At 68.4% G+C, this 13,327-nt stretch carries 8 protein-coding genes; 4 read left to right on the top strand and 4 right to left on the bottom strand.

The window, feature by feature from the left end; all coding sequences use genetic code 11:
- Positions 1-23 precede the first annotated feature (23 nt).
- The gene (locus EOD73_RS16620; RefSeq protein WP_127684171.1) at positions 24-1,910 is read left to right on the top strand and encodes a sensor histidine kinase; all 1,887 of its coding nucleotides are present in this window, start codon (positions 24-26) and stop codon (positions 1,908-1,910) included.
- A gap of 3 nt (positions 1,911-1,913) precedes the next feature.
- On the opposite strand, the gene EOD73_RS16615 is transcribed toward EOD73_RS16620, so the two are convergent.
- Positions 1,914-2,219 carry a hypothetical protein gene (locus EOD73_RS16615; protein WP_127684170.1) on the bottom strand — a complete coding sequence of 102 codons (306 nt, stop codon included), beginning with the start codon at positions 2,217-2,219 and terminating at the stop codon, positions 1,914-1,916.
- 60 nt (positions 2,220-2,279) lie between these two features.
- Between EOD73_RS16615 and EOD73_RS16610 the strand changes: the two genes are divergently transcribed.
- The 3 genes from EOD73_RS16610 (at position 2,280) to EOD73_RS16600 (ending at position 4,825) form a co-directional block, all read left to right on the top strand.
- Positions 2,280-3,344, top strand: a complete 1,065-nt coding sequence (locus tag EOD73_RS16610) for a DUF1176 domain-containing protein (protein WP_127684169.1) — start codon at positions 2,280-2,282, stop codon at positions 3,342-3,344.
- A gap of 117 nt (positions 3,345-3,461) precedes the next feature.
- The gene (locus EOD73_RS16605; protein ID WP_127684168.1) at positions 3,462-4,370 is read left to right on the top strand and encodes a DUF3034 family protein; all 909 of its coding nucleotides are present in this window, start codon (positions 3,462-3,464) and stop codon (positions 4,368-4,370) included.
- An 11-nt stretch (positions 4,371-4,381) separates the two neighbouring features.
- Entirely contained in the window at positions 4,382-4,825 is a 444-nt protein-coding gene (locus tag EOD73_RS16600; RefSeq protein WP_127684167.1) for a group I truncated hemoglobin, read from the top strand.
- 487 nt (positions 4,826-5,312) lie between these two features.
- On the opposite strand, the gene EOD73_RS16595 is transcribed toward EOD73_RS16600, so the two are convergent.
- From EOD73_RS16595 to EOD73_RS16585, 3 genes are all read right to left on the bottom strand, one after another.
- Positions 5,313-5,567 carry a hypothetical protein gene (locus EOD73_RS16595; RefSeq protein WP_127684166.1) on the bottom strand — a complete coding sequence of 85 codons (255 nt, stop codon included), beginning with the start codon at positions 5,565-5,567 and terminating at the stop codon, positions 5,313-5,315.
- 392 nt (positions 5,568-5,959) lie between these two features.
- Positions 5,960-6,994, bottom strand: coding sequence for a GGDEF domain-containing protein (locus EOD73_RS16590; RefSeq protein WP_127684165.1), 1,035 nt, complete (start codon positions 6,992-6,994; stop codon positions 5,960-5,962).
- 21 nt (positions 6,995-7,015) lie between these two features.
- Entirely contained in the window at positions 7,016-13,321 is a 6,306-nt protein-coding gene (locus EOD73_RS16585) for a hybrid sensor histidine kinase/response regulator (protein WP_127684164.1), read from the bottom strand.
- Positions 13,322-13,327 lie beyond the last annotated feature (6 nt).

Genomic DNA, 13,327 nt, shown 5'->3' with positions numbered 1-13,327 from the left:
CGCACCGACACCCGCGCCCCCCCTTGGCCTGGCCCGGTGTGGCTTGGCGCTGGCTGTTGGCCCTGCTGCTGCCCTTGGCGCTCGTGGCCGGCGTGCAGTGGCAATCCTTGCAACAAGAGAGCGATGCCCGCCTGGTGCGCCTGTCTGAGTGGCGCACGCTGGCCTCTGACGCCGCGCGGCCGCCCAGCGAGTTGGCCCAGGCCCCCACGGTGACCCTGCCCCTGCGGCGCTTGTCCGAAGGCACGGGCGTGCTGTGGCTGGAAGCCGACTTGCCCTCAGCGCCGCGCGAGGGCGAGGTGTGGGCCTTGGCCTTGGAGTACCGACCCTACGTGCGGGTCTACCTCAACGGTGCCCTGCTGGCCGATCCCGACCCCGACGCGCTCGCCGACCCGTCGCGCCGTCAGTTGTTGGTGGGCATGCGGCACCTTCAATTGACCCTGCCGTCCACCCTCTTGCAAGCGGGGTCGCAACGCTTGCAGTTGCGGCTGGAAGCCCCCTTGACGCAGCGGCAATCCCTCAACGCCCCAATGCTGGGCCCACGCGAGGTGGTGCTCGACCAGGATGCCTCGCGGCGCATGTGGCAGGCATTGCGCGGTTTCACGGCCGGTGGGGCGGTGTTGGCCGCTTTGTTCCTGGGCCTGGTGGGCTGGGTTCGGCGCGAGGAGCCCCTGTACCTCGTCAGCGCTGCGCACGTGGCCTTGCTGGCCTTGCTGCTCGCTCCATACGTCCTGAGCCAACAGCCCTTGCCCACGCCCTGGTGGCGCATGCTGCTCGATGCGGCCGACCTGATCGCCAAAGCCCTGCAGGTGGCCGTGGTGGCCCATTGGGCCGGGGTTTGGACCCCAGGGTTGCGTCGCTTTCTGATCGCGGTGCTCGCCGCGGGGTTGCCCATCGATCTGTGGGCGGCCTTTCACTATTTGTCCTGGAGCGATTTCAGCCATCCCTGGCCTTGGTGGGCCTTGGGCAGCCGGGCCCTGCTCTTGACCACGGCGCTCGGCTTGGCTTTGCATTGCCTGGCCCGCCGCCCCAGCATTGCGCAGTGGGGCAATGCGCTGCTCGTGGGGCTGTCGGCCTTCACCTGGGCCTGGGTAAGTTTGGCCTCGTTGGCCCTGCGCGCCCCCATGGTCGACAGCAACACCCTGGCCCACGCCGGCTGGGTGCTTTGGGTGGTGCTGATGCTGCAGCGGCATTTCGTGCAAAGCGCGCGGCGTGAGAAGGCGCTCCGCGATGAACTTTCGCGCGAACTGAAACGCCGCACGCAGGCCTTGGAGGCGGCCTACGCCGCCAAGGCCCAAGCCGAGCGCGAGCAAGCTGCGGGGGAGCAGCGCCAGCGCCTGCTCCAGGACCTGCACGACGGCTTGGGCGCCCGGCTGTTGACCCTTCGCTTGCAAGCGCGCGAGCTGACCCCCAGCAAGCTGGCCCAAGCCATCGACGAATGCCTGCTGGAAATGCGCCTTTCGGTCGACACCTTGACCGAAGACCAAGGCGACCTGGGCGTGCTGTTGGGCAGTTGGCGGCACCGGGTGGCGGGCATGCTGCGCAGCGCCGGCTTGGAGATGGACTGGCGCGTGATGGACGCCCCCACCCTGCCCTGCTTGCGCGGCAGTGGCGCGCTCGAATTGGTGCGTTTCCTGCAGGAGGCCTTGGCCAACACCGTGAGGCACGCCCAAGCACGGCGGATCACGGTGGGCACGTCGCGCACGCCCAGCCATGTGATCCTTTGGTGGATTGACGATGGCCAGGGCATCGACCCCGCGGCGCCCGAAGGCACCGGGCGCCGCAGCCTCGCGGCGCGGGCGCAACGCCTGGGGGGACGCCTCGACGTGTTCAGCCCCGCGCCCCGCGATTGGCTGGACGTGGGCACCGGCACGGCCTTGGCGCTGTCCTTGCCGCTGCCCAAACTAACTTGAACTTCAGTCTTCGTCTTGCCAGCGCGCCAGCCGGCGCTTGATCTCGTCCAGAACCTTGCGTTGGTCGGCCCCACTGCGCACCGCCATCGCGTCCCAATCGGGAGTGCGCAAGGTCAGCCGCCGGGCCAGGCGCAGCGCGATCGCGCCATCCTTGAGCTCGTAGGCCAATGCCTGGCGCCCTTTGAGCTCGAAGCCGCTGGCGCGTTCGCTCAGGCCCATCTCACGCAGGCTGCGCTTGAATTGCACCAGCGAGGCCTCGGCGTTGAACGGGGGCGGGGCAAAACCCCAGGTGTCGGTGTCGTCGCTCATGGCGGCCGATGGTAGCGAGCGCATGGCCAACAATTGGGCATCCTCACCCCTGTAATCGCCATGAAGCCGCCGTTGTTGTTGCTTGCGCTTGTTCCCGCACTGGGCCTGGCTGCTGCGGCCGACGTGGCGCCTTGGGGCGCAGAAGGCCTTCACTTCTCACACAAGGACTGGGAAGTGGCTTGCGACAACACCGGCACCTGCCGCGCCGCCGGTTACCAGCAGGACAGCGCCGAGCTGCCGGTGTCCATCCTCGTGACGCGTCGGCCCGGGCCGCGAACGCGGCCCACGGTGGAACTGATGCTCGGCAGCTACCAGGACCACCCGGCTGTGATGACGCTGCCACCCAACCCGGTGCTGACGATGTGGGTCCAGGGCCGCTCGCTGGGCGTCGTTCGGCTGAGTGAAACCAACTTCGTTGGGCGATTGAGCCCAGCACAAGCAAGCGCCTTGCTCCAGGCCTTGCCGGGCGCGCAGGTCGAGGTGAGCTGGCGCCGCGGCAAGGCCGAGTGGATGTTGTCCGACCAAGGTGCCCGCGCCGTGCTGCTGAAGATGGACGAGGCGCAAGGCCGCTTGGGCACGCCCAGTGCGCTGGTGGCCCGCGGCCAGCGCGACGAGGGCCAGGTGCCTGGCCCCCGACCCGCGCCCCAACTGCAGGCCGCCGCCGTGCCGCCCACCACCGAGACCGACCGGACATGGCCAGCACGGCAAGGCCCAGCCCTTCTGGCCGCGCTGCGCGCCACCGCGGCCGGCGGCAATTGCGACCGGCTGATGGAGCAAGCACCGACCACCTGGGAGGTGCGTCGCCTCAGCGGCCAGCAGTTGCTGGTCAGCGCCCCGTGCTGGATGGCGGCCTACAACTTCGGTGCCGGCGTATGGATCGTGAACGAACGTCCCCCCTACGCCCCGGTGATGGTGACCGACTCGGCCTCGGACATTGGCGACAACGAGGTCACCGCCTCGCACAAGGGCCGGGGCTTGGGGGACTGTTGGAGCAGCGAATCTTGGACTTGGGACGGTCAGCGCTTCGCCCGCAGCGAGGCCCACACCACCGGCCAATGCAAGTTCATCACTGCTGGCGGCGCGTGGGATCTGCCGACCTGGGTCACCAGCACCCGGTCGCGCTGAGGTTCGGGCGCCGCCGAGTGTGACGCCCGTCACGCCGGCAGCAGGGCCAATTCCCCCACTGCATCCAAGCGACACGCGGCTGCGTAAGGTGCTCCATCGCACAACGACGGAGTCTCCATGCATTCCCTCCATTCCCTGCCCTCATTGGCCACCCTTGCCCTGGCCATCGCCCTTGCACTGCCCGCCCAGGCCGGCGACGGCAAGCTGCTGCTGACCGGCGGCGTCTCCACCATCGACGGCGCCGCCGGCGGTGGGCTTACCCCCTGGGCCGTGACCGGCAGTTACGCCACGCAAGGCGAGTGGGGCGGCACCGCCTTCGTCACCCGCGCCACCACCAGCAACTACGGGCTTCGGGTGATGGGCGCGGCCTTGGCATGGGACGACCGCCTGGAGTTCAGCCTGGCCCGCCAGCGCCTGGACACCGAGAACAACCTTGCCCCATTGGGCCTGCCCGGCTTGCAGTTGGAGCAAGACATCGTCGGCGCCAAGTGGCGCCTCGCCGGTGACGCCGTGCTCGACAGCGACCGTTGGATGCCCCAAGTGGCCGTCGGGCTCTTGCACAAGCGTGCCAAGGCCAACGACCTCACGCCCACGCTCACCGGTCCCTTGGGTGCCAAGCGCAGCGGCAGCGAGGCCTACATCAGCGCCACCAAACTGTGGCTGGCGCCCGGCGTGCTGACCAACCTGACCCTGCGCGCCACGCGCGCCAACCAAAACGGCCTGCTGGGCCATGGCGGCGCCGAGGGCCGCCGCTGGCAGCTGATGCCCGAGCTGTCCGTGGTCAAGCTGCTGTCGCCCAGCGTGGCCGTGGGCGTGGAGGCCCGCCTCAAGCCGAACAACCTCGAGCGCAGCGTGTTGGGCGCCGGCGCCCTGCGCGAGCAAGATTGGTTCGACGCCTTCGTGGCCTGGGCGCCCAGCAAGCGCTTCTCCGTCACCGCTGCCTATGTGGACTTGGGGGCGATCGCACCGGCCGTCCAACCCAAACGCCAACGCGGCGCCTACCTGTCCCTCCAATTCGCCATTTGATCGAGTCCACCATGAAACTCAGCGCCACCGTCAAGGGCTTGACCCTCTCCATGTTGCTCGTCGCGGCCTGGTCTCCCACGCTGTCCTTCGCGGGCGATGACAGCCTGTACCGCGCATGGGGCGGCAAGGCCGGCATCCGTGCCGTGATGGACGACTTCGTCCCCCGATTGAAATCCGACGCCCGCATCGGCAGTTTCTTCCGTGACACCAACGCGCAGCATTTGGCCGGGCAACTGACCGATCAACTGTGCCAACTGGCGGGCGGCCCTTGCGTCTACGACGGCCCCGACATGAAAAGCGCCCATGAGGACATGGGCGTGCGTCGCTCGGACTTCCATGCGCTGGTCGAGATCCTGCAAGCCAGCATGGCGGCCCGTGGCATCCCATTTGCTGAACAGAACCGCATGCTGGCGCTGCTCGCCCCCATGCACCGCGACGTGGTGAGCTCGCGCTGACGCCAAGCCGGTTCGGTTCAGACGGGGCGGTCTCCCGCCAAGCTCCGCGGCGGTGGCGTGAACCGCACGATGTCGGCTTGGACGGGCGATTCCGGCCCCAAGACCTTCGATGGCTGAGGCGCCTGTGTGCTGGCCGGGGACGTGGCCGGGCTGCAATGCGGTGTCGCCGTTCCCATGTGCCCCAGTGCGGCCGGCACTGGCACCGGCAGCGCCGTCGCCGTGTTTGCGGGGTTTGAGCCAGGGCACACGCGGTCCCGGCCCCCGATGGCATGGACAGAGAAGGCTCGACGCTGGAGGGCGATCGCTTTCTGGCCGACCGGTTGCTGCCGATGGCGCGCCTCCCATCCGCATGTGTCGGGCATCTGCAGTCGAGATTGGGGGGCCGAGGCGTCCTGGCACCCGTTCTGCCAAGGGGGCACCGGCCCAGCGGCGCTGAACAACGGCCGACCTGGCCTGCAGCCCGATTCAGCGGACAGGCCTTGCACGATCAGCGTTTGAGGGTCTGGGGGCGCAGGGTGTCCCAGTTGGCCACGCCCAACCGCTGCCGGGCCTCGCGCTGAACTTCCACGGTGCGGTGGGCGCGCTGCTCCGGCGTCCAGGCGGTCCGAGGTCCGGACACGGTTTGACGCCGGTCGCCGCCGGCGGCCAGCCATGCCCCGAAAGAACTGTCGGCGACCTCCAATCCAGCGATGGCCGGTACAGGCGCTCGCGGGTCGCCTTCGGCGGGGATGGGACTGCCCATGGCTTGGGACGCCGGGCGTGCAAGAAGGGCACTGCTGGGGCGTTGAGGTCGGTTCATGGCACCACTGTGCCCAGCGCACACCCCGCCTCCCAGCCCCCCAAAGGTGGGGCCCCTTGGGGGGGATGGCCGTCAGGGCCTTGAACTCGGAACATGCCGGTCATGCCCATCGCTCACCGCTCCGTCGTCCTCGCGCCCCTTTGGGCGTTGGAAGTGCTGCGTCAACGCGGCCTCATTCGCCCGCCCGCCGTGGCCAACGCCATCCTGCCTGGCCTGGAGGTGCGCCCCTGCCGCTTCGAGACCTGGCTCGAGGCGGGCGGAGAACGGCGCCTCAGATTGCGCCGACCTGCTGAAACCCCTCTCACTCGCTGAAACCGCTCAGCGGCCGCGAGTGCTCAGAAGAGCTCGACGTCGCTTTCCTTGTCGCCTTCTTCTTGCAGGTGCCCGTCGGTGACCAGTTGTTCGAAGCCATGCACCTGGTCGCGGCCGTGGTGTTTGGCGTGGTACACGGCCTTGTCGGCGCGGTCGAAGGCACCCGCTGGGGTATCGCCCATGCGGATCGCGGTGAAGCCAATCGACAGGGTGACCTGACCGACCTGCGGGAAGGCGTAGTTGCGGCACTGCACACGCAGGCGCTCAAAGGCCGCTGCGGCATCGGCCACGTTGTCGGCACGCAGCAGCACCACGAATTCCTCGCCGCCGAACCGGTACAAGCGGTCGTGGTAGCGGAAGCAGGCGCGCATCAGGCGCGACAGCAACAGCAAGACCTCGTCCCCGATCAAGTGGCCGAAGTTGTCGTTCACCCGCTTGAAGTGGTCGATGTCGATCACCCCGAGCCAGTACGAGGCGCTGGGTTCGTGGCGGCGGTCGCCTGCCGCCACCGCCGTGGCCAGGGCCCCACCACCGCCGAGGAGCTTGAGAAAGCTGCCGTCGAAGGTCTTGCGGTTCAACAAGCCCGTCAGGGTGTCGCGCTCGGAGTAATCCAAGAGCCCCTGGAAGTTGTGATAGACCTTGACGATGGCGCTGACCGTGCGCTGCTCGGCCGGTGACAGGCGCGTGCGCGTGACGATCTCCAGCACGCCGTCGCCGTCGTGCTCGCTGAGCAACGGGAAGTGACAGGTGAACTCACTGCCCGCCGCCGACTCGCGCAGTTCGTGCTTTTGCAAGCAAGCCATGCGCGCCGGGAACTGCGCCAAAGGCGGCAACTCGGTGAGCGGCGTGGACAAGGGGTCGGCCGTGGCCACCGCGTCGTCGGCAGCCAGCCGCGCCCGTGTCATCCAACGTTGGTCATCGCCCGCCCCCACCGCCCTGTAAATGCTGACGGACAGGGGGGACAACATGTCGCGCATGGCCACCACCATGGTGACGTCCATGACATCCCGGTCCTTGTAGCCGGTGATTTCCGCGAGTTGTTCGACGACGTTGCCCATTCGGGGGGTTCGAGTCTGGCGTCAGGCCGTTGCGAGGTGGCGGGTGTGCTGGCGGATCAGGCCCAGCAGGTGTTCTTCATCGTAAGGCTTGCCGAGGTAGCCCTGCACGCCCAATGCCTGCGCGTAGTCCCGATGCTTCTCGGCGATGCGAGACGTGATCATGACCACAGGCAAGGCCTTGAGCCGCTGGTCGGCGCGGATGTTGCGGACCAAGTCGAAGCCGTCCATGCGCGGCATCTCGATGTCCGACAAGACCATGTCCGGCAACTCGTCGCGGGCCAACTGCTCCATCGCGTCCAAGCCGTCCTTGGCCAGCATCACGCGATAGCCCTCGCGCTCCAAGAAGCGTTGCGACACACGCCGCACGGTGAGGGAGTCGTCGACCACCATGATCAGCGGCGCTTGGGCTTCGACCTTGGCTTCGACCACCACCACCGGCGTGTCCGCCTGGTGCGTGCGCGCCACCGCGATGTGACCGTAGCGCTCGGCCAAGGCCACCGGGTTGTAAATCAAGGCCACCGAGCCACTGGCCAGCAAGCTGATGCCAGCCAAACCCGGGACGTGCATCAGCTGCGGGCCGAGGTTCTTGACCACGACTTCCTGGTTGCCGATGACCTCGTCCACGTGGATGGCGATGCGATCCGGGCCCGAATGGACCAACACGACGGCGGCGTGCTTGCCATGCAGTTGCGGATGCTCGTCGTGCGCCAAGAGCCCGCCCAACCAGTACAGGGGCACCGAGGCACTGCCGGCTTGCAACTGCCCGCTGGCATAAGCGCTGGTGAGTTGGGCATTCGGCAGGCGCAGCACCGTGTCGACGAGGCTGGCCGGCACGGCCACCTGCAGGTCCCCGCAGCGCAGCAGCACCACCTGGGTCAAGGCGGTGGTCAGGGGCACGCGCAGATCGAACTCGGTGCCCTTGCCCGCTTGCGTGCGGGTCAACACATAGCCACCCAGCGTGTTGACTTCCGAGCGCACGACGTCCATGCCGACGCCCCGCCCAGCCAGCTCGCTGACGCTGGACGCGGTCGAGAAGCCCGGCGCATAGATCATCTGCACCAGTTCGCTTTCGGTGGGTTCTCGGTCGGTGGGCAACAGGCCCAGCTTGGCCGCCTTCTCCCGAATGCCCGCCAGGTTCAAGCCGGCACCGTCGTCGCTGAAGGCGATCAGCACTTGGTTGCCCTCTTGCGAGAGGCGAACGCGCAAAGTGCCCATGTTGGGTTTGCCGGCCTTGCTGCGCGCGTCCGGCTCTTCGATGCCGTGGACGACGCTGTTGCGCAGCAGGTGCTCGAACGCGCCGATCAAGCGCTCCAGCACGCCGCGGTCCAGTTCGATGGCGCCGCCGGTGATCTCCAACTGCGCTTGCTTTCCGCTCTCGCGGGCGGCCTGCCGGACCACGCGATGCAAACGCTCGGCCAAAGAATCGAACTCCACCATGCGAGAGCGCAGCAGGTCATCCTGCAACTCGCGCGTGAGTCGGCTTTGCGCCGCCAACTCGTCTTCGCCCTGCGCGACGTTGCGCTGCAAGCTGCGCTGCACCGTGGCCACGTCGTTCACCGATTCGGCCAGCATGCGCGTCACTTCTTGGAAGCGCGTGTAGCGGTCGAACTCCAAGGGGTCGAAGTCGCTGCCGGCGGCCTTGGCCTGCTCTTGGCGCGAACTGATCTGGGCCTCGGCCTGCACCTCCAACTCGCGCAACTGGGTGCGCAGGCGCTCCAAGTTGTCGTCGAGTTCGAGCAAGGCGGTCTTCATCTGCGACAGCTCGCTCTCCATCCGCGCACGGCGGATGGAAACCTCGCCCGCTTGCGCGGCCAGGCGGTCGAGCAAGTTGGCCCGCACGCGAACCATGGCTTGGGCGCCGACCAAGGGCGCCGCGTCGGCCGCCTCCAATTCGCGCGCATCCTGGCCCACGAACTGCGACCAGTCGACGGCGGTGGGCGCCAGCGGGGGATGCTCCACGACCGGCGGCGCCAACAACTCGGGCTCCGAACGACGCAATGGCGCTTCGGCAACCGGCTCGACCGCCACAGGGGCTGCGACCACAGCAGGCGCTGGCTTGACGCCTTCACGGAGTTGCTTGCGAAGCCGCTCGAACTCGGCATCGATGTCGTCGCCTCGGTGCTGCAAAGGCACCACGTCGCCGGCGCTGCGCTCGGGCAGGGCCATGAGCGTCGCGACTTCGGTCTCCAAGCGGTGGGCCAACTCGCCCAGGCGCATGGCGCCGGCCAAGCGCGCGCCGCCCTTGAACGTGTGCAAGGTGCGCATGCAGGCGTCGCCGCGGGCCACGTCTTGCGGGTGCGTGGTCCAGTCGCGCAGGCGGCTCTGGAGCTGGTGCAACAGGTCGGACGCTTCCTCTTCGAAGATCTCCCACAACTCGTCGTCGATTTGGTCGGGCTCGCCCGGCACAAAGTCGTCGTCGTCGGGCAAGGTCAACGCAGCAACCGAAGTGGCTGCGGCCGGGACCTCGTTCAACTCGCCCATCGCCGTCTCGGGCTCGGACTCGGCAGCCCGCATGACCGGCTGGTAGGCCTGCAGGGCAGGCACCAAGTCGCCCTCCGGCGCCTGCAAGAAGCCCGCCGCGAACTGGTGCAGCAGGTGTGCGATGGCGTCGGCAGCGCGCGCGAAGAGCAGGCCGTCGTCGCCCGTCCAACCTTGCGCATGCTGGGCGCGGCCCAACGCATGCTCCAGCGCCCGCGCCAAGACCGACAGACCGTCGAACCCGACCGTGGCGGCATTGCCGGCCAGGGCGTGGGCATAGACCTCGCTGTTGGCGGGCGGCGCCTCGTCGTGGACCTTCGCCCAGTCGTGCAGCGCCACCGTGAGGCGCCGAACGTGCTCGTCGGCCTCGCCGATGAAGATGCTGTACAGGGTCTCGCTGATTCGCAGGTCGCCGATGCGCTTGTAGCCTTCGTCTTCGTCCTCTGCCGACTGCGGGAGGACTTCCCCATCGATCGCCTCAGCGGGGGCTTCGGCAACCTCGGTGGGCTCAGCGGGCGGCGCCTCAGAAGTGCCGGCCACGCCAAAACTGAGCGACGCTTCGGCCATCGGTTCGTCGACGGCGATGGGCTCGCTCGCCACCTGCGCCACATCGGTTTCGCCGTCGAGGGTCAAAACCAACTCGGCGTCGGCCACCGGCTCGGCGGCCAGGGCCTCGGGCTCCGGCAGGCTCAATTCGTGGGTGTCGTCGACCGGCAATGCCGCGTCCGGAGCACCGACGGACGCCGACATTTCGTCGGTCACGTCCAAATTGAGATGGAGGTCGGGCAGCGACTCCGGCTCCGACAAGGCCTCGACCGGCGTGGGCATGCCCAGATCCAGCTCGACGGCTGCCGCGATGGGCATGTCCAACTCGGCCGGCACCGTCTCCAAGGTGAGGTCCAAGGCCGCCATGTCGATCGGCGCCTCGTCCAGCGGCACCTCTGCCAGGGTGGCATCGGCATCCAAGTCGAGCCCAACGAACGCCAGCGGCTCGGCGGCCGTCCCAACGGTCTCTGCCGGTTCGGGCATCTCGAACGGGCGGGTGTTCTCGAAGTCTGCGTGATCGTCGCCCGCCTCGCCAGGACGCGGCAGGGGCAGCGTGGCGTCGGCATCGGCCTCCATGAGGGAGGCCAAGTCCAAGAGTTCTTCGTCGGCCAAGACCGCTTCGGGTTCGGCCTCGATCGCCGCCATCGCGAGCTCGACATTGAACTCCGTGTCGGCGTGTTCGGCTTCTGCCGGCGCTGCCACGGGTTCGGGCGTGCCCAGGGCGGGAATCTCTTCGATCGCCGGGGCATCCACGACGAGGGCCGGCGGCGCATCTACCGGGGCTGGAAGCGGCGTGCCCAGGCGGTGGGCATCGGCGCGGGCGCGAAGGCTGTCCGGGCTGAACGCGGCGGCAGAGCCGGCGGCGATGGCATCCCGCCAGGTCGCCAGCTCGTCCAAGGCCTCTGCGGTGAAGTCCAAGACCGGTCGGCCCAGCGGGGCTTCGTCGGCCAGCAACTTGTTGTACAGCTGCTCGATGGCCCAAGCGGCCTCGCCGAAGGCATTCAGCCCGACCATGCGCGAGCTGCCCTTGAGCGTGTGGAAGGCACGGCGGGCGTTGGTGGCTTGGGCCCGGTTGCCGGGCTCCTCCTGCAAGGCGGCCAAGGCCTCGCGGGCGTTGCCCACAACTTCGTCGGCCTCCTCGAGGAAGATTTCCAACATCTCCTCGTCGATCTCTTCGTCGGTTTGCACCGGAGCCGGCGCCACCACGGGTGCGGGGGCGGGCGCGGCAGGCACCTGCGAATCGAGGAAAGCCGTCAAGGCCTCCGTGCCGCTGACCGTGTCCACGTCCATAGGCGGGAGGGCCTCGCTGGGCAGCTCCGGCAGCTCCAGGTCGGGGAGGTCCAAGTCGGCGATGTCCAGCGCCGGCATGTCCAGTTCGCGCGCAGCGCTTTGCGTGACGGCAGCCAAGGTCGGCTGATCGTCGGCCTCGGCCTGCAAGGCCAGGCGCTCCAAGTCGCGGGCCAAGGCGGCCGGGTCTTCTGGCGCGGCTTGGACGGCCGCACGCACCTGCTCCACCAAGGCCGGTTCCGCCGGCGGGGCCGTGCGGCGCTCGGGCGCCACGTCGGCCACCAACTCGCCTTTGTCCTCGTCAAAGCGGAACATCGACTTGGCCAGTTGGGGCTGGACGTTGAGCATGTCGATGAGGAAGCCCAACTGGCCAAGGTTGCAGGCCAAGCGGTCGAAGACGGCGCGGGGTCCAGGCAGGCTTGGGTCGACTTCGGTCTCGGCCAAGCGATCCACTTCGTCGCGCATGCGAACGCAAGCAATCGCGGCCTGCGGCATGCCCAAGACGCTGAGCACGCCCCGCATCGCCGTGAGCGGCGATTGCACTTGAACCAGCTGCTGACGTCGCGCCGCAGGGTCGCGGAAGTACTCGTCGACCAGGCGTTCGACTTCGTTCAGGCTGTGGCGCAGTTCTTGCACCACGCCACTCATGGTTTGGCGGTCGCTGACGCGGCGGTACACGTCCTCCATCCAAGGCTCAAGCGTGTCGGTGCCTTGGCCGGTGGCGGCCAGTTGGACCCGCTCGGCCAAGCGAGCGACGCGGGCGGCTTGCTCGGGCTGGTCGAACACCGCGTCTTCCAAGGCCGCATCGATGTACAGCAGGGACGACGCCACTTCCATCGCCAGCGAAGCGGGCGGTCGGTGACCGGCCCGTGCCGTGACCACGGCAGCTCGCTGCAAGGTCTGCCCGAGCAACTCGCCATTGGCAAACAGCTGCGTCAGGGACTCGCTCAGGCTGCCGAAGGCCTCTTCCATGCCCGCGGCTCGGGCGGCCTCGCCCTCGGCGCTGGCGCCCCAGGCTTCCTTGGCCACCTGCAAACGGCGCTGCGCCTGCGCGATCCAACTGGGGTCGACGCGCCCGAGGCTGTCGTCGCGGTAATCGCCCGCAGACAGGTCCCGCAATTCGTACGCGGCGCGAACGGCTTCCAAGCAAGGCGCAGCACCCGGCGCCGGCTCGCGCGATTGCGCATTGAAGAACAGCAGGTCCTGCACAAGGCGTTCCGACACGTCGTCGTGCCCCTGGGCATGGCTGCGCAACTGCGCCACCAAGCGCGAACCCAGGCGCTTGACGAAGGCATCGGCCTCGATCAGCCCCAAACCCAAGGCCTCGTAATGGGCCGCGGCCAGCTGCCAGAAGCTGCCCAGGGGCTCACGGGCCAAAACCTGGCTCAAGCCTTTGCACAGGTCGGCCAGTTGGCCGGCGTGCTGGGGGCTGGGTTGGCGCATCTGTCGCAGCAACGCGGCGTCAAAGGCCGTGCGCAGCGCGTCCAGGCTGGGGACCTCGTCACTCAACGCAACTGGCGGCAAGGCATGCCACTCGAAATGCGCAGGCCAGAAGTCTGCCGGGTGAATGCGTTCGGCTTGGTTGAGCTCCTGCACGGCGCGGTACACCGAGAACAGGCTCAATGGCGACGGACGCCCCCCAGCCAGCAAGCGCGTCACATAGGTGAGCACCGCGAAGTCGGCGCGCTCGATCGCCTCGACCTGCGCCACCGTGATGGCCGCGCCGTCGGCCATCCGGCGAATCAGCCCTTCGTTGGCCTGCATGACCAAGGCGCCTTCGCGCAAACCGACCATCTGGACAGCACCACCGGCTTGGTGCATCGCCGTGGCCTGCAAGCCCAGGGCCGTGCGGGTCTGGGCCACGTCCAGTTGGTTGCTGGCCTGGCGCAGGTCGTACTCGCGCAGCGTGCGGCGCAAGCCCTTGTGCACGCCTTCCAGCGTGCGCCGCAACTCCTCGTTCACCCACGCCAGGGGCGTGAGGTCAGGGGCGGCCGTTGGGAGGACGGGGTCGGTCATGAAACG

The sequence above is a fragment of the Inhella crocodyli genome (genome assembly GCF_004004565.1).
Taxonomy (GTDB): Bacteria; Pseudomonadota; Gammaproteobacteria; order Burkholderiales; family Burkholderiaceae_C; genus Inhella; species Inhella crocodyli.
The sequence above is the reverse complement of the archived record's forward strand: the minus strand, read 5'-3'. Positions and strand labels throughout refer to the sequence as shown.